Source organism: Amycolatopsis sp. NBC_00345 (assembly GCF_036116635.1).
Classification (GTDB): Bacteria; Actinomycetota; Actinomycetes; order Mycobacteriales; family Pseudonocardiaceae; genus Amycolatopsis.
In genome coordinates this window covers 6,683,882-6,701,496 of the sequence record NZ_CP107995.1, presented here as the reverse complement: position 1 = coordinate 6,701,496, position 17,615 = coordinate 6,683,882, and the positions used below count along the sequence as shown (strand labels likewise).

15 protein-coding genes are annotated in these 17,615 nt (G+C 71.5%); 4 read left to right on the top strand and 11 right to left on the bottom strand.

What is annotated here, in order from left to right; translation table 11 throughout:
- Positions 1 to 40: 40 nt before the first annotated feature.
- The 6 genes from OG943_RS29910 to OG943_RS29885 form a co-directional block, all read right to left on the bottom strand.
- The gene (locus tag OG943_RS29910; protein WP_328604260.1) at positions 41 to 1,510 is read right to left on the bottom strand and encodes an alpha/beta hydrolase; all 1,470 of its coding nucleotides are present in this window, start codon (positions 1,508 to 1,510) and stop codon (positions 41 to 43) included.
- Between the two features lie 75 nt (positions 1,511 to 1,585).
- The gene (locus OG943_RS29905; RefSeq protein WP_328604259.1) at positions 1,586 to 2,353 is read right to left on the bottom strand and encodes a MerR family transcriptional regulator; all 768 of its coding nucleotides are present in this window, start codon (positions 2,351 to 2,353) and stop codon (positions 1,586 to 1,588) included.
- 119 nt (positions 2,354 to 2,472) lie between these two features.
- Positions 2,473 to 3,855 carry a GH1 family beta-glucosidase gene (locus OG943_RS29900; protein ID WP_328612183.1) on the bottom strand — a complete coding sequence of 461 codons (1,383 nt, stop codon included), beginning with the start codon at positions 3,853 to 3,855 and terminating at the stop codon, positions 2,473 to 2,475.
- 2 nt (positions 3,856 to 3,857) lie between these two features.
- The gene (locus tag OG943_RS29895) at positions 3,858 to 4,715 is read right to left on the bottom strand and encodes a carbohydrate ABC transporter permease (RefSeq protein WP_328604258.1); all 858 of its coding nucleotides are present in this window, start codon (positions 4,713 to 4,715) and stop codon (positions 3,858 to 3,860) included.
- Positions 4,712 to 5,698, bottom strand: a complete 987-nt coding sequence (locus OG943_RS29890; protein WP_328604257.1) for a carbohydrate ABC transporter permease — start codon at positions 5,696 to 5,698, stop codon at positions 4,712 to 4,714. Before OG943_RS29890 ends, OG943_RS29895 begins: the two co-directional genes overlap by 4 nt.
- Positions 5,699 to 5,700: 2 nt before the next feature.
- A complete protein-coding gene (locus tag OG943_RS29885; RefSeq protein WP_442874816.1) occupies positions 5,701 to 6,963 on the bottom strand; it encodes an ABC transporter substrate-binding protein in 1,263 nt (420 codons plus the stop codon).
- 248 nt (positions 6,964 to 7,211) lie between these two features.
- On the opposite strand from OG943_RS29885, the gene OG943_RS29880 reads away from it, so the two are divergent.
- Positions 7,212 to 8,240 (top strand): LacI family DNA-binding transcriptional regulator, encoded by a 1,029-nt coding sequence (locus OG943_RS29880; protein ID WP_328604255.1) that lies wholly within the window; start codon positions 7,212 to 7,214, stop codon positions 8,238 to 8,240.
- Positions 8,241 to 8,282: 42 nt separating this feature from the next.
- Here the strand turns inward: OG943_RS29880 and OG943_RS29875 are convergent, their stop codons facing one another.
- The 5 genes from OG943_RS29875 to OG943_RS29855 all read right to left on the bottom strand — a co-directional run bounded on the left by OG943_RS29875 (position 8,283) and on the right by OG943_RS29855 (position 12,919).
- Positions 8,283 to 9,866: an FAD-dependent oxidoreductase gene (locus OG943_RS29875; protein ID WP_328604254.1), complete on the bottom strand. Its 1,584-nt coding sequence runs from the start codon at positions 9,864 to 9,866 to the stop codon at positions 8,283 to 8,285.
- Positions 9,867 to 9,913: 47 nt separating this feature from the next.
- Positions 9,914 to 10,390, bottom strand: a complete 477-nt coding sequence (locus OG943_RS29870; RefSeq protein WP_328604253.1) for a MarR family winged helix-turn-helix transcriptional regulator — start codon at positions 10,388 to 10,390, stop codon at positions 9,914 to 9,916.
- Positions 10,391 to 10,498: 108 nt separating this feature from the next.
- Positions 10,499 to 11,380 carry a hypothetical protein gene (locus OG943_RS29865; RefSeq protein WP_328604252.1) on the bottom strand — a complete coding sequence of 294 codons (882 nt, stop codon included), beginning with the start codon at positions 11,378 to 11,380 and terminating at the stop codon, positions 10,499 to 10,501.
- Positions 11,370 to 11,885, bottom strand: a complete 516-nt coding sequence (locus OG943_RS29860) for an RNA polymerase sigma factor (RefSeq protein WP_328604251.1) — start codon at positions 11,883 to 11,885, stop codon at positions 11,370 to 11,372. The genes OG943_RS29865 and OG943_RS29860 overlap by 11 nt, the downstream gene beginning before the upstream one ends.
- Positions 11,886 to 11,899: 14 nt before the next feature.
- Entirely contained in the window at positions 11,900 to 12,919 is a 1,020-nt protein-coding gene (locus OG943_RS29855) for a C40 family peptidase (RefSeq protein ID WP_328604250.1), read from the bottom strand.
- A 104-nt stretch (positions 12,920 to 13,023) separates the two neighbouring features.
- Here OG943_RS29855 and OG943_RS29850 point away from each other — a divergent pair, with 104 nt between their 5' ends.
- Genes OG943_RS29850 through OG943_RS29840 form a run of 3 tightly spaced genes read left to right on the top strand, consistent with a single transcriptional unit; the run spans position 13,024 to position 17,587 of the window.
- On the top strand, positions 13,024 to 14,553 hold the full coding sequence (locus OG943_RS29850; RefSeq protein ID WP_328604249.1) for a hypothetical protein: 1,530 nt from the start codon (positions 13,024 to 13,026) through the stop codon (positions 14,551 to 14,553).
- Positions 14,554 to 14,556: 3 nt separating this feature from the next.
- Positions 14,557 to 15,111, top strand: coding sequence for a hypothetical protein (locus OG943_RS29845; RefSeq protein ID WP_328604248.1), 555 nt, complete (start codon positions 14,557 to 14,559; stop codon positions 15,109 to 15,111).
- Positions 15,095 to 17,587: an Hsp70 family protein gene (locus OG943_RS29840; protein WP_328604247.1), complete on the top strand. Its 2,493-nt coding sequence runs from the start codon at positions 15,095 to 15,097 to the stop codon at positions 17,585 to 17,587. The genes OG943_RS29845 and OG943_RS29840 overlap by 17 nt, the downstream gene beginning before the upstream one ends.
- Positions 17,588 to 17,615 lie beyond the last annotated feature (28 nt).

The following is a 17,615-nucleotide window of genomic DNA, read 5'->3' as shown; positions in this document are numbered from 1 at the left end:
CCCGGGCCACGAGGTGGTGCCGCCGGTTTCGGGAACAGCGTCAGCTGGGCTGGGCCGCGCAGGCGAGGTCGTGCGCCGGACGCCCGCCGGTGGCCAGGAACGCCGTCACGGTGTCGTTCGCGCACTGGTTGTGCGTGACCAGGTAGACCCCGTGGCCGCCCTGGTCGACGGTCACCATCCGGGCCCGGTCGCCCAACGCCTGCCGCGTCTTCAGCGCGCCGGCCAACGGCGTTCCCGGGTCGCGGAGGTTCTGCACCATCAAGACGTTCGACGGCCCGTGGTCCCCGATCCGCACCGGCGGCTCGACCGGGTCGGACGGCCAGTACGCGCACGGGCTGACGTTGGCCGTGGACGCGCCCAGCATCGGGTAGCGGACCCGGTCGACCGCCACCGCGGCCTGGTACGCCGGGATCGTCCTCGGCCAGCGCGAGTCACCGCAGATCGTGTAGAGCCGGCTGGAGCTCAGGTTGTCCGGGTCCGGCGGGTTGGCGGGCGCGCCGGACGGCGGGGGCACGGGCTGGTTCGTGTCGAGGTCGTGCCAGGCCCCGGCCAGGTAGGCGTAATCACTGCCGTAGAGGCTGGCGAAGGTGAGCCCGCGGAACCCGTTGTCGTCGACTCCGTCAACCGGGGTCTTCTTCAGCCGGGCTGCGAGTTCGTAGAACTTCGCGCTCACCTGCTCCGGGGTACTGCCCAGGCCGTACTTGGGGTTGGCCGCGGCGAACTTGGCGAAGTCCGGGAACCGGTCCTGGAGGCCGAGGGCGAAGTTGCGCATGGCCGTGAAGTCGTAACCGCCGGGGCCCATGTTGCTGTCGAGCACGATCCGGTCGCTGCGTTGCGGGAACATCGTGGTGTACACCGCGCCGAGGTAGGTGCCGTACGAATAACCGAGGTACGACAGCTTCCGCTCACCCAGCGCCACCCGGATCTGGTCCATGTCGCGGGCGGAGTTCGCGGTGGTGATGTACGGCAGCATCGACGCCGTTTTCGACGTCGCGCACTGCTTGGCGAGCGTCTTCGCCTCCTCGGCCGCCTTCGTGATGTCGGCCTGGTCGTTCGCGTACCGCGGGAAGTTGCCGAACGCCTTCTGCGCGGCTGTGAGGTCGCACGTCACCGGCGCGCTGTGGCCCACGCCGCGCGGGTCGAACCCGATCACGTCGTACGCGTCGCGCACGCTCGCGGGCAGCTTGACCCAGCTGAGGATCTGCGGGTAGTCCAGCCCTTCGCCGCCGGGGCCGCCCGGATTGGTCAGCAGCACGCCGCGGCGGTGCGCCGGGTTCGTGCTCGGCAGGCGGGAGATCGCGAGGTCGATCTTCGGCCCGTCCGGCTTCCGGTAGTCCAGCGGGACCTTGATGGTCGAGCACTGCAGCTCGGGTGCGGTGACGTCGGCCGGGCACGGGCCCCACTGCACCGTGTTCATTGAGTCCGCCGACGACGGTGAGGCCGAAGCCGCCGGGACCACCGCCGCCGCCATCGCGGCGACGGCGAGGGTTATGGACAGGGTTTTGCGCATCTGTGACTTCCTTCTCGAAGGCGCGGCAAAGCGCCGGGACTACCGGTTAAAAGGCTTGCGGGAAAAGGGAATCCGCTAGCAGTTCATCCGCGCCAGCACGTCGATCTGGGCGGGGTTGTACAGCTCGGCCACGGCCAGGACGAGCGCGTTCATGGCGAACTCTGCCCCGCGCGGCGAGTCGGCGCTCGTCTCCCGGAAGCTCGGGAACCGGGTGAGCATCTTCCGGATCGCGGGCGCTTCGAGCATCCGCTCGGCCAAGTCCTTGCGGGTCTGCTCGTCGGCGTCGGCGGGCAGATTGTCGAACTCGGTGAGGGCCGGGTCCGGATCGCACGTCCGCAGCGTTTCCGTGTAGACGCCGAGCGGCGCCGGGCCGAGCACCTGGCTCAGCACGGCGCTCAGCGAGCGCTCGGTCGCCGAGGCGCCCGCGTCGGCCAGCGCCCGTCCTAGCTCGGGCGGGAGGTCGGTCGGCGCGGACCGGTCCAGGATCACGGCGAGGTCGGCGCGCGCCCGTTGCATCCGTTCGATGCCCTCGGCCAGCTCGGCGTCCAGCGCGCGCAACGCTTTCTCGGGGTGTTCGTCGGCGTCGCCCAGCTCGGCGATCTGCGCCAGCGAGAGCCCGAGCCCGGTCAGGCGCTTGATCCGCAGCACCCGGACGAGGTGGGCCACGCCGTAACGCTTGTAGCCGTTGGCCCGGCGCTCGGGCTGGGCGAGCAGGCCCACGTGGTGGTAATGCCGGATCGCGCGCTCGGTCGTGCCGGCCAGCTCGGCGAGCTGATTGGTGCTCCACCACCCCACGCCGTCCCCCTGCCCTGGTTTCGCGACGACGCGGATGCGCCGGCTCACCCAGTGGAAACCCTGACGCTACGTCGTGGTCAAGCCGAACCGGCGGTTTTCGCCGGAAGGGGGAGGCAAGATCAGCCTGAGGTCTGACCCCGGCTCATCCGCCGGGGGTCAGAAGCCGCTCAGGACAGGGCATTGCGGCTGATCACGCCGGAGTACCAGTGGGCGCTCTGCTTCGGCGTACGGCGCTGGGTCGCGTAGTCGACGTGGACCAGTCCGAAACGCTTGGCGTAGCCCTCGGCCCACTCGAAGTTGTCGAGCAGCGACCAGTAGAAGTAGCCGCGCAGATCCACGCCGTGGGCCAGCGCCGCGTGCGCCGCGCGCAGGTGCGCGTCGAGGAACGTGACGCGGTCGGCGTCCGCCACCGCACCGTCTCGCAGGATGTCCGGATAGGACGCTCCGTTCTCCGTGATGTACAGCGGGATCGGGCGGTAATCGCGGTGGACCTGCAGCAGCGACTCGGTCAGACCGGCCGGCTGGACCTCCCAGCCCGAGTCGGTCCGCGGGGCGGCCGGGTCGGGCAGGAAGAACACGTCGTCCGCGCCGATCCACTCTGCCCCGGCCGCGGTGCTGCCCGGCTGTGGCGTCCCGGCCACGCGGTAGCCGCGGTAGTAGTTCACGCCGAGCCAGTCGACGGGCGCGGCGATCACGGCGGTGTCGCCGTCCCGCACCACGGCGTCGAAGCCGAACGGCGCGAGGTCCGCCGCCACATCGTCCGGGTAGCCCCCGCGCAGCACCGGGTCCAGGAACAGCCGGTTCTGCTGCCCGTCCACCCGCCGCGCGGCCTCGGCGTCCGCGTCGTTCTCCGAAAACGCCGTGACCGGATACAGGTTCAGCGTCACCCCGGAGGGCACGCCCGGCGCGTGCCGCCGCAGCACGTCCATCGCCAGCCCGTGCCCGAGCAGCAGGTGGTGGGTGGCGGCGACGGCGGCCGCGGGAGACGTGCGGCCCGGCGCGTGGACACCCTTGGCGTAGCCCAGCATCGCGGCGCACCACGGCTCGTTGAGCGTCGCCCAGCCGGCTACACGGTCACCCAGCCGGCGCACGATCGTCTCGGCGTACTCCGCGAAACGGAACGCCGTGTCCCGCGAGGTCCAGCCACCGGCGTCCTCCAGCGACTGCGGCAGGTCCCAGTGGTACAGCGTGGCCCACGGCTGGATCCCGGCCGCCAGCAGCCGGTCGACGAGCCGGTCGTAGAACCCGATCCCACGCTCGTTATCCACCCCGCCGGGCCGGATCCGGGGCCAGGACAAGGAGAACCGGTACGCGCCGAGGCCGAGCGAGCGCATCAGCTCGACGTCCTCGCCCGAGCGCCGGTAGTGGTCGGCGGCAGGCTCGCCCGTGTCGCCGCCGGCCACCGCGCCGGGCCGCGCGGCGAAGGCGTCCCACACCGACGGCTCCCGGCCGTCGGCGGTGGTCGAACCCTCCACCTGGAACGCCGCGGTGGCGGCGCCCCAGACGAACCCCGGGGGAAAGGCCGGTACCGGCAGCGGCTGTGCGGACATGGTCACCCTTTCACGGCACCTTGCATGATCCCGGCCACGATCTGGCGGCCGAGCAGGAGGAAGACGATGAGGATCGGGATGGCCGCGAGCGTGGTGCCCGCGAGCACCAGCGAGTAGTCGACGTAGTACCCGCTCTGCAGCTTCTCCAGCGCCACCTGGACGGTCGGGTTCCCGACGTCCAGCACCACCAGCGGCCAGAGGAAGTCGTTCCAGGACATCATGAACGTGAACATCGCCAGTATCGCCGCGGCCGGGCGGACCGCGGGCAGGCACACGTTCCAGAAGATCCGGATCATGCTGCAGCCGTCCACGCGCGCGGCCTCGATCAGCTCGTGCGGGACGGCGTCCACTGTGTACTGCCGCATCCAGAACACGCCGAACGCGGTGACCAGGTTCGGCACGATCACCGCCTGCAGCCCGCCGGCCCAGCCGAGCTTCGACATCGCGATGAACAGCGGGATGATGCCCAGCTGTGTGGGCACCGCGAGCGTCACCACGATGAACACGAACAGGCCGTTGCGGCCGCGGAAACGCAGTTTGGCGAAGGCGAACCCGGCCAGCGACGAGAACAGCACCGTGGTCAGCGTGACCGTGCCGGACACGATCACGCTGTTGGCCAGCGCCTTCCAGAACGGCACGGTGTCGAACACCCGCGCGGCGTTGGCGAAGAAGTTGCCACCCGGCAGCAGCGGCGGCACGCGCTCGGTCAGCATCCCGTTGTCCCGGCTGGCCACCAGGAACGACCAGTAGAACGGGAACAGCGAGCCGAGCACGAACACGGCCAGCACCCAGTAGGTGGCCTTGCGCGGCTTGCCGAGCCGGCCGGCGAGGGCTCGCGGATTTCCGGTGAGCGCGGTCATTTCTTCCTCCCCGGCGTGCGCGCGAGCCGGCCGGTGAGCAGGTAGTTCACCAGCGCGATCAGCACGATGATCAGGAACAGCAGCCAGGCGATCGCGGACGCGTAGCCGAGGTCGAAGTTCTCGAACGCGGTCTGGTACAGGTACAGCGTCACGGTCTGGAACTGGTGGGTGGAGCCGCCGTTGTTCGAGCCGGGCATGGCGTCGAACAGCTTGGGCTCGGTGAAGATCTGCAGGCCGCCGATGGTCGAGGTGATAGTGACGAAGATCAGCGTCGGCTTGAGCAGCGGCAGGGTGATGTGCCGGAACCGCCGCGCCGGGCCCGCGCCGTCGATCAGCGCCGCCTCGTGCAGCTCCCTCGGGATCGCCTGCATGGCCGCGAGCACGATCAACGCGTTGTAGCCGGTCCAGCGCCAGTTCACCATGATGGCGATGGCCACGTGGCTGGCCAGCCGGTTCGCCTGCCAGTCCACAGGGGACAGTCCGACGGTCTGGAGCAGGCCGTTGACCAGGCCGTACTTCGGGCCGAACAGGTTCGCGAAGATGATCCCGAGCGCCACCAGGCTCGCCGCGTAGGGCAGCAGGACCCCGACGCGCCAGCCGGTGGCGCCGCGGATCCCGGTGGTGAGCAGTGCGGCGAGGCCGACGGCGATGATCAGCTGCGGGACGCTGGAGAGCAGGAAGATGCTGACGGTGTTCTCCAGCGCGTGCCAGAACTGCGCGTCGGCGAAGAGCTCCTTGAAGTTGTCGAGGCCGATGAAGTCCGGGTCGTCGTCCCCGGCCTTCCAGTGGAAGAGCGACACGTACGCGGTGTAGAGCAGCGGGAACAGCCCGACGATGCCGAAGACGATGAAGAACGGCGCCACGTACAGGTAGGGCGAGACCTTGACGTCCCACCGGGCCAGGCGGTCGCGAAACCCCGGCCGGGGCGCGGGGCGCCGCACCTCGGCCGGGTGTTCCGGAGCGATCTTGCCGGCGACAGTCATCGTCAGCGGGTGAGCTTCTTCGCGCCGGCCACGAACTGCGACCAGCCGTCCGCGGCGGAGGTGCCCTGCTCGACGGCCTGCAGCGCCGGCGCGGCGACGTTCTCCTGGATCTGGCCGTCGTTCGGGCCCTTGTACTGCGCCTTGGTCACCTTCTTGGCCTGCTCGGCGAACAGCTCCCCGACCTTCGCGCCGCCGAAGTAGGCGTCGGTCGAGTTCAGCAGCGTGGGGCTCTGCAGCGCCTTGACCTGGCTCGGGAAGTTGCCCTTGGCCTCGAACGCCTTGATCTGCTGCTCGGGCGCGGTCAGCCAGGCGGCCAGCTCGGCGGCTTCACGCGGGTGCTTGCTCTGCGTCGGCACGGTCAGGTACGAGCCGCCCCAGTTGCCGCCGCCACCGGGGAACGCCGCGGTGACCGCCCACTTGCCGGCGTTCTCCGGGCCGGCCTGCTCCTTGATCACGCCGAGCATCCACGCGGGGCAGACCTTGGTGGCGAAGGCGTTCTGCTTGAACCCGGAGTTCCACTCGTTGCTGAACGCGGTGAGCTTCGCCGACTCGCCCTTCGCGACGGCGCCGGTCACCTTCGTCCAGGCGTCCTTGATGCCCTGGTTGGTCTCGACGGTCAGCTTGTCGCCGGTGTCGAGGTAGCCGACGGGCAGCTGGTTGACGATGGCGTTGAAGTTCTGCGCCGCGGAGTCGAACCACGCCTTGCCGCCGGTTTTCGTGACGTACTGGGCGCCCGCGTCGAAATAGCTGTCCCAGCCGGCGAAGAGCGACTTCACGGCGTCCGGGTCGGTCGGCAGCCCGGCCGCGGCGAACAGGTCCTTGCGGTAGCACATCGCGTCCGGCCCGATGTCCGTGCCGTAGCCGATCAGCTTGCCGTTCTTGTCCTTGCCCGCGTCGTACTTCCACGGCAGCCAGCGGTCCGCGCCCGCGTCGGCCGGGCCGATCTTGGTGAGGTCGTTGAACTTCGAGGACTTGTCGAGGATGTCGGAGAGGTGGCCCTCTTCCACGGCCTGCACGTCGGCCAGCCCGGAGCCGGCGGCGAGCTTGGTCATCATGTCCTGCGCGTACGGGCCGCCCTGGCCGGTCTTGCGGTGGGTGATCGTGATGTTCGGGTGCAGCCGTTCGTACTCCGGGATGAGCGCCTCGTAGCCGAACTCCGTGAACGTGGCCAGCGTCAGGTCCACGTGCTCGTTCGGCCCGGCGGCCGCGGGGACCCCGTCGCCGCCGCTGTCACCGCCGCAGGCCGCCACTGTCAGCGCCGTCATCGTGATGCCCAGTGCGAGGACCAGGCCCTTCCGGAACGTTGTCACCGTCGTCAACCCCTTGAAGGTCGGATTCTGGGAGCGCTCCCAGATGGAAGCCGAGTCTGTGGCAGGCCACTGGGCATGTCAAGGTCGGTTACCAGAGCGTTGTTGTCCGGGAGCGCTCCCGGAACGGTCCCGCTAAGCTGGCGCGATCATCAGGGCAGCGCCAGCTACAGGGCCGCGCCATCGACAGGGCAGGGTGGTGACCAGTGGCGCCTCGAGCAGAAGACGAGCGGCCGACGCTGGAAGACGTGGCGGCGTTCGCCGGGGTTTCCCGGTCGACGGCGTCGCGGGCGTTGAACGACGACACGTACGTCAGCGCGCGCTCGCGGGAGAAGGTGCTGGCCGCCGCGCGGGACCTGGGCTACTCGCCGAACCAGGCCGCGCGGTCGCTGGTCACGCGGCGGACGGGCGCGATCGCCGTGGTGCTGTCCGAGCCAGAGGCGCGGCTGCTCGACGACCCGTACCGCACCGCCGTGATGCGCGCCGGCTACCGCGAGCTGGCCGACATCGGCTGCCAGATGGTGCTGATCTTCAGCGACACCCGCGAGGACCTGACCCGCACGGTGCGGTTCCTCGAGGGCGGGCACGTCGACGGTGTGCTGGTGTTCGCGCCCCACCGCGCCGACCCGCTGCCGCGCGCGCTGCGGCTGCTGCGGATCCCGGTGGTCTTCGGCGGCCAGGCGGCCGACCTCCGCCGTGGGGTGCACGTGGTCGACTTCGACAACGAGAACGGCGCGCGCCTGGCCGTCTCGCACCTGGTGGAGTCGGGCCGCCGCCGCGTCGCGACGATCGCCGGGCCGCAGGACCAGGGCGCCCCGATCGACCGGCTCGCGGGCTGGCGCAAGACCCTCGTGGACGCGGGCCTCGACCCGGCCGGGCTGGCCGAGGAGTCGGACTTCACGCTGGCCGGCGGCGCGCAGGCGATGTCGGCGCTGCTGGAGCGGGCCCCGGACCTGGACTCGGTGTTCGTGGCGAGCGACATGATGGCGGTCGGCGCGCTGCGCACCCTGTCCGCCGCGGGCCGCCGCATCCCGGACGACGTGGCCGTGGTCAGCTTCGACGACAACGCCACCCTGGCGCCGGCCATGACCCCGCCGCTGACGTCGGTCCACCAGGACCCGCGTGAGCAGGTGCACGCGATGGTCGTGACCCTGATGCGGCTGCTGGAGGGCGAGGAAACCAAGCCGGCCCACCAGGTTCTGCCGGTGTCACTGACGGTGCGCGAGTCGAGCTGACTCCGGTTCGGCGGTCTGAACCTGGACCATCGAGATCCGGGCTCACGCTTCCTGGGACAGGGGTGCGCCGAGCCAGGTCCTCAGTGCCTGGTCCAGCGCGTCCTGGTCCGGTTCGCCGGCCCAGGCGACGTAACCGTCGGGCCGTACGAAGAGGGCCGCTGGAGCGTTGTCGTCGAGCGAGGCCGTGGTGACCGTGCGCAGGCGATCGCGATATCGGGCACTGAGGTCCCGCAGCGAGCCGGACGGGTCCAGCAGGAGTGCCCGCCCGTCGTGCGTGTGATCGGCGAGCCGGGATCCGTCGGCCAGCTCGTAGTCGGGGGTGCTGGCGCCGACCAGCCGGTGGTCGCCGGGGAGGTCGTAGCGCTGCCAGAGGCCGGAGATCTTCTTCGCGAAGTACGTGGCACCGTCGACGGTCCGCGCCAGGTCGCCGACGACCTCGCGCAGCGCCCGCGCGTAGGGGTCAGGGCGCATCAGCGCGATCTGGGCCCGCGTCCAGTCCAGCACCCAGGCGCCGAGGGGATGCCGCTCGGCGGTGTAGGTGTCGAGCAGCCCGTCCGGTGCTGTCCCGCGTACGGTGGCGGCGAGTTTCCAGCCGAGGTTCATCGCGTCGCCCAGGCTCAGGTTGAGCCCCTGTCCGCCGAACGGCGAATGCACGTGGGCCGCGTCGCCCGCCAGCAGCACCCGGCCTCGCCGGTAGGTCGTGGCCTGACGGGCGTTGTCGGTGAACCGGGTCAGGCTCGTGATCCCGGTGATCGTGACGTCGGTGCCGGTCACGTGGCGGATCGAGGCCCGTAGCTCCTCGGCGGTCGCGGGGGTGTCGCGGTCGCCCGGTGCGCCGCCGAACGCGATGGTGGTGATCCGCCTGCGCGGCGGGTCGTTGACGTAGACACCGGTGGCGGTCGCGTGCCAGCCGACGTCCAGATCCTCCATGCCGGCTATGTCGGCGACGGCGTGGTAGGCGGTGATTTCCGGGTCGGTGCCGGGGAAGTCGAACCCGGCGAGTTTGCGGACCGTGCTCCGGCCGCCGTCGCAGCCGACGAGCCACCGGCACCGGATCGGTTCCCGGCCGGTCGCGACCGTCACCCCCTCGGCGTCCTCCTCGAACCCGGTCACCTCCACCCCGCGGCGTACTTCCACGCCGAGGTCGGCGACGTGTTCGGCGAGGAGCGCCTCGACCTGCCTCTGGTGGACCAGGTCGACCAGGTCCGGGGGGTGGAGCCCGGCGAGGCCGGGGTCGGACTCGTCCAGCATCTCGTCGCTGAGCATGATCGCCGCGAAATGGCCGGCGAACCTGGGCCGCGCACTGGTGCCGTCCGGACGCCGGGCGGACATGAACGAGACGGACCACTCCTCCTCGTTCTGGGCCTGCCGCAGCGCGGGCAGCAGGCCGCGCCGGTAGAGCGCCTCGACACTGGGCCGGTTCAGGGTCCCCGCCTTGAGGATCGGGGCGATCTCGGCCAGCCGTTCCAGCACGATCACCGAGGCACCGCCGGCCCGCAGTTCACCGGCCAGCATCAGCCCCGCGGGCCCGCCCCCGGCGACCACCACGTCGTAATCGAGGGGGCGTTCGGCTGCTCGGGGTCGCGGGCAGGCCGCAGCGGTGGCGGTTTCGACTGGTGTGGTCATCGTGGCTCCGTCCTTTCTGGACACTGGCGGCAAGCGTGAGGGAACTGTCAGGACTCGGTGGCATCAGTGCCCGGCCGGTGGGCGCTCTCGATCAGCCGCCGGACGATCGGCCCGGCGACACGCATCGCCAGCCGCAGCGACGCGTCGTCTTCGGGTGAGAGCGTTGCCAGCAGCTCGGCCAGGCGGTCATGGCGATCACGAAGACGGTCCGCCACCAGCACACGGCCGGCGTCGCTGATCGCGATCAGCGACGCCCTCCCGTCTTGGGGATCCTTGATCCGGACCACCAATCCCTGCCGTTCCAGGCGCTGCACCAGCTGACTCATCGAGGGCTGGCTGACCCCCTCCGCCGCGCCCAGCGTCGTCAGCCGGACCGGGCCGTCCCGGTTGAGCCGGCCCAGGCACATGATCGCGGCGAACGTCAGGCCCCCGTGGTCGGTCAGGTGCCGGATCACCAGGCGCATGACCTCGTCGACAGCCTCCGCGACGTCGTCCTGCCCCTTGCCGTGCTCCACCTCGCCCATCCACCATTTATATCACGTGCCTATGTAACTTACCAGAGGAAGTGGGCTGGTTGCGGCATTCTTGCCCCACGCTCCGGCTCATATACATAATATTTGTATGTAAATCCCTCAGGGGAACAGTTTCACGGGCGGGGCCCCGGCTTCGGCCGCGACGCCGCGGGTGAAGGACTCGGCCGGGCTGCCGATGTACGTGCCGTCCGCGTCGAAGACCACGACCACGCTGGCGCCGTTCGTGGCCGGGGCGGTGTAAGCGGTGCCCGGGACCCCGTCGAGGTTCCGGGCCGCGGAGGCGGGCACCAGCCGGGCGGCCGTGAGCTGCAGTGCGCGCGAGAGGTCGGCGGGCAGCCCGTTCGCGCGTGCGGCGAGGCGGAGGACGGTGAGCGTGGCGTACGCGCTCGGGTGCGACCCGTCGCCGCCGGGGACGGCCGCCGCCAGCTGCGCCGCGATCACGGCCGGGTCGCGCGGGGCATGCGCGAGGAACTCCGGCGTCGGGTTGGCCCAGCCCGGGGCGAGGGTGCAGGCCTCGGCCGCCGAGAGGGTGTTGAACGACAGGCAGCGGCCGCTCGCCGTCGCGGGCGCCCCGTTCCCGACCTGGCTGCGGCGCAGCCACACCCCCGTCGACGGCTGCGGCTGCCAGGTCTCGCTCCGCACCCGCTCCCCGGAATCGTCGGCCGAGACCGACAGCGAGTAGTAGAAGTGGCCCGGCGCAAGGTGTTCCGGAGTGTCCGAAATGGACACTGCGGGCGGCGCCGCGGCGGGCCCGTGCGAGACGACGACCACCACGACCGCCAGCGCCGCCGCGGCCGCCGCCACGAGCAAGGCCCCGGCACGGCGTGGTTTCCTGGCCCGCCAAGGGATTGGGGACGCTGCGCCGGTCGAGGACGGCTTCGGCGCCGCGCGCGGCTGCCACGGGGTGTCGGGCACCGATGCGGCCCGTGCGCGCAGGGCGTCGGCGAGGTCGTCTTCCAGGCCGGGGTGCTCAGAGTTCATGCGTGCCGTCCTTCATCCGGCGGCGGAGGGCGGCCAGCGCGCGGTGAGCCGTCGACTTGACGGTGCCCGGCGGAATGCCGAGGGTGCGGGCGATCTCGGCCTCTCCCAGCTCGCTGTAGTAACGCAGCACGAGCACCTCCCGTTGGCGCGGTGGCAGACGGTCCAGCGCGCCGAGCAGCTCACGGTGGGCTTCGGCCGTTAGCAGGTCGCTGTCGGCAGGCGGGGCGGAATGCGGGCGGAGCTTCGCCAGGTACCGCAGCACCGTGCCGCGGCGCCGCAGCGCCGAGCGCGCTCGGTTGACCACCGCCCGCCGGAGGTAGGCGACGAGGTGGGCCTCGTCGTCGACCTCCGGGCGCAGGCGCAGCACGGCCTCGTAGCAGTCCTGGACGACGTCCCGCGCGCTTTCCTGATCGTCGACCAGCAGCGTCGCCAGCCGGACGAGCGGGGTCCACTGGGCGTGCAGCACCGTCAGCACCTCGTCGGCCGTGACGGCGGGAACGGGCATCGGGGCTTCCTCGGCTACGGGCGGCGGGCTCCGGCGTACTGGCTCTGCAGCGGGGAGATCTTGACGACGTCCCCGGTGTCCGGCGCGTGGACCATCTTGCCGTCGCCGAGGTACATCCCGACGTGGGAGACCGGCGAATAGTAGAACACCAGGTCACCGGGCTGGAGCTGGTCGCGCGGGACCGCGGTGCCGAACGTCGACTGCGCCCGGCTGGTGCGCGGCAGGGACACCCCCGCCTTGGCGTAGGCCCAGAGCATCAGCCCGGAGCAGTCGAACGAGTCCGGCCCGGTCGCGGCCGTCACGTACGGCTTGCCCAGCCGGCTCAGCGCCGCGTCGACGGCGGTCTGCGCGGCCTCCCCGGTGGCGTGGACGGCCGGCGGGTCGCCGCCCTTGTCGTGCTGCGCCTTGCGATCGACGGAGGTCAGGTCGCCCGCCGCGGCTTCGAGCCGGTGCATCTGGTCGTCGAGGGATTGCTGCCGGGTCTGGATGTCGGACTTCAGCTTGGCCGCGGCGTCGCGGGCGGTCTGGGCGCGGTGCTCGGCGTCGGCGGCTTTCGCGGTGGCGTCGTCCGCCGCGTGGGTGGCGTCGGCCAGGGTGTCGAGCGCCGTCTGCTGGTCGGCGGCCACCAGGTCCAGCGCGGACGAGCGTCGCAGGTAGTCGGCGATGGAGTCGCCGCTCAACAGCGCGGACAGCCGGTTCAGCTTGGCATTGCCGGTGAAGGCGGCGCCGGCGAACCGGTCCACGTCGACCTGGTAACGCTGCTGGTCACCCGCGGCCTTAATCCCGGCGTCCTTCGCCGCCGCCAGGTCTTGCCCAGCGCGTCCGAGGTCGGCCTGTTTCGCGTCGAGGTCGGCCTGCGCGCCGAGCAGGTCCTGGCTGAGCTTCTCGGCCTGCTGCGAGAGGTCGCGGTACTTCTCCAAGGGAGTCGGCTCCGGCGCCGCCGACGCCGTGGTCCCTGCCGCCCCCGCGACGACCACGGCCAGTACCAGCGGCCACCCCCAGTGCCGGCGGATCCCGCGCTTTCTGCTGTTCATGCCGGGTATACGCGCTCGGCCGCCCGCGGTTCCACCCGGCCGGAGTGACGCCGGTCACTCCGGTGTGGGACCGGTCCCGGACCTCCCGCCTTAACTTCTGCGGCATGGGTGCGAACGAGGGCCGGAGCCGGACGGCCGCGACACGGCTGAAGGCCGTCGCGACTCCGGAGCTGTACCGCCGCAACCCGTTCCGGATCACCGGCCTCCCGGCCACGGCCACCGGCCGGGCCGTCCGCGAACGGCGGCTGCGGGTGCTGGGCGCGCTCGAGGTCGGAGCCCGTCCGCCGGGTGTCCCGGAGGACGTGACGCCGGACGAGGTCCGCTCGGCGTTCGACGCGCTGGGCAACACCGAGCACCGGCTCGTCGACGAGCTGTTCGGGCCCTGGGGCGCGCCCGAGGACTGCGACTGCCCGCCCCAGCTGCACGACAAGCACGACGCCGCCGTGACGGCCCACGCCGCGGCCCTCGACGCCGAGGCCGACCGGACCGAAGACCACCCGATGCCGCTGTGGAACGACGCCGCGCGCAACTGGGCGTTCACCCAGCGCAGCGAGGCGTTCTGGCAGCACCTGCGCCACCGCGTCGGGAAGATCGGCGACCGGCGGCTCGACGAGTCCACAGTGGATGGTCTGCGGGCCGCGCTGCCGAGCGCGCTGGTGGCCCCGCTCGTCGCGCTGGCCATCACCTCGCCGGAGCCCGAGCGGCTGCTCGGCTTCCTCTCGATGTGGGGCGTGGACAAGGCCACCGAGTCCGCCGCGCGCACCGAAGCCGCGGGCGACACCTTCAGCCGCGTGGAAGACCTGGTGAAGGAGCTGCGAAAGCTCATCGACAACCGTGGCGCGCGAGAGGCGGCGGAACGCTCGCTCAACGAGCTGGCCCCGATGCTGGACCGGCTCGAACAAGTGATGCCGCACCAGGAGTACCGGCGCGCCGGGCGGCTGCGCGAGGGCGCCGCGATCGCGGTGAACAACGTCGGCGTCGCCCTCTCGGAGGTGCCCGCCTCGTCGCGCCAGCTGGTGCGCGACGTGTTCGCGCTCGCGCGCCGGCTGAGCACCGACTCCGAGACGCTCGTGACCATCGGGCGCAACGAGCAGTCCGCGACCATGGCGCCGGTCCCGCCCCTCGACGTCGGCCACCTGTGGAATCGCGTCACCATGCTGATCCGGCAGCGGCGGTACGCCGAGGCCGAGCAGGCGCTGGAGCAGATCCTCGCCCATTCGCGGCGGCCGGGGGACCAGCAGCAGGCCCGCGGCATGATCGCCACGATGCGCCAGTTGCAGGAGGGCGGGCCGGTGGCGCGGCCGTCCCCGCCGTCCACCACGTCGCGGGTGCTGCTGGGCCTGCTGCACGTCGCGCTCGGAATGGTGTTCCTGGCGACGCTGCTGACCTCGCCGCTGGTGCCGTGCCTGGTGATCGGCGGCCTGGGGCTGCTGTGCTGCCTCGGCGCGGCGGGCAGTGAGAACGTCGGCCGCGCCTCGATGCCGTTGCTGGCGGTCACCGGAGCGGTGGTGGCCGGTTTGTTCTGGGTGCTGCACGCGAACGGGGTGGCGATCGCGGGCTGGCTGACCGTGTGCACCGCGGTGGTCCTGTTGGTGGTGGTGCCGGTGTCGCTGGCCGGACGAGAGAGGGGTTGACCCGTGACCATCGGAGCGAGGTACGCGCGGTGGCGCGTCGAAGCCCGGCAACGCCGGCAGCACCGGGAATTCCGCATCGAAGAGCCGTTGTGGGGCGGGGAAGAGCGGACGCGGCTGCGCGAGCTGGTCACCCAGGTCTCGACCGCGCTCGCGGTGGCCGGACAACGACCGGCGGAGGCGTTGGAGGACAACGGTTCCGGACTGTCCGAATCGGACCTCGCGACCGCCGCGACGGCGCTGTGGCGGGCGCGCAAGCGGCTCGACGGCGCGGACGACCGGGCCGCGCGCCAGGCCGGCCGGCTGCTCGCGATGAGCCAGGACGCGCTCGAAGCCGCCGGGGTGGCGGTCCAGGACCACGACGGGACGCTTTACGACTCCGGCCTCGCGCTTGAGGTCCTGGTGTTCCAGGACGAGCCCGGCTTCACCGCCGAGCGGGTGGTGGAGACGGTGCGGCCGTCGGTGTACCTGGCCGACCACCGGATCCAGATGGGGCAGGTCATCGTGGGGTGCCCGGTCGCCCCCGGCAACACGGAGGACAGGAATGCGCGACACCATTGACTTCGGCATCGACCTCGGCACGACGAACAGCGCCATGGCGGTGCTGGACGACGGCGGCGTCGCGATGGTCAAGAACAACGCACAGAGCGACTACACGCCGTCGGCGGTCTGGATCCCGAAGGCGGGGGTGGTCCAGGTCGGCGCCGCCGCCCGCGACCGGCTCGAGCGCGACCCGGAAAACGTGCAGATCGAGTTCAAACAGGCCATGGGCTTCGCGGACGTCCGCCGCGAATTCGCCCGCTCCGGGCTTTCGATGACCCCGGTGGAGCTTTCGGCCGAGGTGCTCAAGACGTTGCGCGGTGACGCCGCCCGCCGGTTCGGCGAGGCGCCCGCCGCCGCGGTGATCACCGTGCCCGCGGCCTTCCTGCTCAACCAGACCAACGCGACCAGCGAGGCCGCGAAGCTGGCCGGCTTCACCGCGCCGTGCCCGCTGGTGCAGGAGCCGACCGCGGCGGCCTTCGCCTACGGCTTCCAGAACGTGACCAGCAGCGCGTACTGGATGGTGTTCGACCTCGGCGGCGGCACCTTCGACTCGGCCGTGGTCAGCACGGTCGACGGCGAGCTGAAGGTACTGGACCACGCGGGCGACACGAGCCTCGGCGGCAAGAACATCGACGCCGCGATCGTCGACCGGCTGCTCGCCCCGGCCGCGGCGAAAGAGCTGGGGCTGGCGGACTTCCGGCGGGACAACCCGGCCTGGCGGCGGAACTTCGCGTTCCTTCGCGTCGGCGCGGAGGCGGGCAAGATCGCGTTGTCGCAGTCCGGCCAGACGCAGATCATGCTGGACCTCCAGCGTGGTGACGGGCAGCAGGAGCTGTTCGAGTACACGCTGCGGCGCGAGGACGTCGACCGGCTCGCGTGGCCGCTCTACCGGCGGGCGATCGAGCTGTGCCGGGAAGCGCTGGCGAAGGCGAACCTGGGGCCGTCGGACATCGACCGGCTGCTGCTGGTCGGCGGCCCGACGCTGTCGCCGAGCCTGCGTGAGCTGCTCGCGGATCCTGCCGAGGGGCTCGGCATCCAGCTGGACCACAGCCAGGACCCGAGCACGGTGGTCGCGCGCGGCGCCGCGGTCTACGCCGGCACGGTCGCGCTGCCACGCACCGCCGCCGCGCCGAAGCGCGGCCAGTTCACCCTCGAGCTGTCGTACCCGCCGACCACGAGCCTGACCTGCGTGCCGGTCTCCGGCCGGTGCTCGACGCCGGGCGGCGCCGACTGGAGCCGGTTCCGGATCGCGCTGAACGACCCGGCCCGGCGGCCCTCGTACCGGACCGCGGAGGTCTCGCTGGCCGCCGACGGCACCTTCACCGTCGACGCGCTGCTGGCCGACCTGGCGCGCAACCGGTTCGACGTGGAGCTGATGGACGCGTCGGGCGCGCGGGTGCCGGTCAGCCCGGACTCGATCACGATCACCCAGTGGGTCAACGAGATGACCGGGCAGACGGTGGTGAACTCCGTGGGCCTGACCGAGGCCGACGGCACGTTCACCCCGATGCTGCTGAAGAACACGGCGTTGCCCGCGAAGACCCGGCAGGCCTTCCACACCACGGTCACGTTGCGGCGCACCGACACGGGCGCGGCGATCCGGATCCCGATCGTCGAGGGCGAGCGCAAGCGCGGTGAGCGCAACCTCGCCGTCGGCCTGATCGAGATCAGGGCCGAGGACCTGCGCCGGGACCTGCCGCGGGGCAGCGAGGTGCAGATGTACTTCGAGATGAACGAGTCCCGGCTGGTCTCGGTGGTCGCCGAGGTGCCGCTGCTGGCCGAGGAGTTCGACGCCGTGGTCGACCTGAACACCCGGACCGTGCCGGACCCGCCGACGCTGCGCCGGCTGATGAACGAGGTGGAGGCGCGGCACGAGCAGCTGCGCACCCAGGTCGAGGTGACGCGGTCGGACCGCGCCCGCGGCCTGCTGATGCGGCTCGACGACCAGGGTGTGGTGCCGTCCGTCCGCGAGGAGGTCGCCTCCGCGACCACCGACGAGAGCGCGGCCGTCTCCGCGGAGGCGCGGATCCGCGGCGTCCAGGCCGAGCTGGACGACATCGAGGAGGAGCTGCGCGTCCCGGAGGTGCTGGAGCGGGTGCGCGACCAGATCGAGCACTGCCGGGATTTGGTCGACCGCGTCGGCGCCGAGGAGGACCGCACGGAACTGGCGGACATCGAACGCGGTTACGCCGCGCTCCAGGACACCCCGGACGTGCCGGCCGCCGAGCAGCTTTCCGAGCAGGCACTGGACCTCCAGGTCCGCCTGCTACGCCGCGACGGCTCGCTCGACGTCGAGATCTTCAACGCCCTCCGCGCGTCCCAGGAACGAATGTCCTCACCGGCCCAGGCCCGCGAGCTGGTCCGCGAAGGCGAACGCCTCATCGCGACGAGCAACTGGCCCGCACTGCCGAGCCTCAACCGCCGCCTGCGCGCCCTGATGCCGGACGACGGCAGCGGAACGCCGAACAGCGGCATCCAGCAGGAGCGGAAATGACCGGGTCACTGGAAACTCTCGGCGGTGA

Coding starts and splice junctions, on each gene's coding strand:
- OG943_RS29910 (WP_328604260.1), bottom strand. CDS start 1,510: ATGCGCAAAACCCTGTCCATAACCCTCGCCGTCGCCGCGATGGCGGCG.
- OG943_RS29900 (WP_328612183.1), bottom strand. CDS start 3,855: ATGTCCGCACAGCCGCTGCCGGTACCGGCCTTTCCCCCGGGGTTCGTC.
- OG943_RS29895 (WP_328604258.1), bottom strand. CDS start 4,715: ATGACCGCGCTCACCGGAAATCCGCGAGCCCTCGCCGGCCGGCTCGGC.
- OG943_RS29890 (WP_328604257.1), bottom strand. CDS start 5,698: ATGACTGTCGCCGGCAAGATCGCTCCGGAACACCCGGCCGAGGTGCGG.
- OG943_RS29885 (WP_442874816.1), bottom strand. CDS start 6,963: ATGACGGCGCTGACAGTGGCGGCCTGCGGCGGTGACAGCGGCGGCGAC.
- OG943_RS29875 (WP_328604254.1), bottom strand. CDS start 9,866: ATGACCACACCAGTCGAAACCGCCACCGCTGCGGCCTGCCCGCGACCC.
- OG943_RS29870 (WP_328604253.1), bottom strand. CDS start 10,390: ATGGGCGAGGTGGAGCACGGCAAGGGGCAGGACGACGTCGCGGAGGCT.
- OG943_RS29865 (WP_328604252.1), bottom strand. CDS start 11,380: ATGAACTCTGAGCACCCCGGCCTGGAAGACGACCTCGCCGACGCCCTG.
- OG943_RS29860 (WP_328604251.1), bottom strand. CDS start 11,885: ATGCCCGTTCCCGCCGTCACGGCCGACGAGGTGCTGACGGTGCTGCAC.
- OG943_RS29855 (WP_328604250.1), bottom strand. CDS start 12,919: ATGAACAGCAGAAAGCGCGGGATCCGCCGGCACTGGGGGTGGCCGCTG.
- OG943_RS29850 (WP_328604249.1), top strand. CDS start 13,024: ATGGGTGCGAACGAGGGCCGGAGCCGGACGGCCGCGACACGGCTGAAG.
- OG943_RS29840 (WP_328604247.1), top strand. CDS start 15,095: ATGCGCGACACCATTGACTTCGGCATCGACCTCGGCACGACGAACAGC.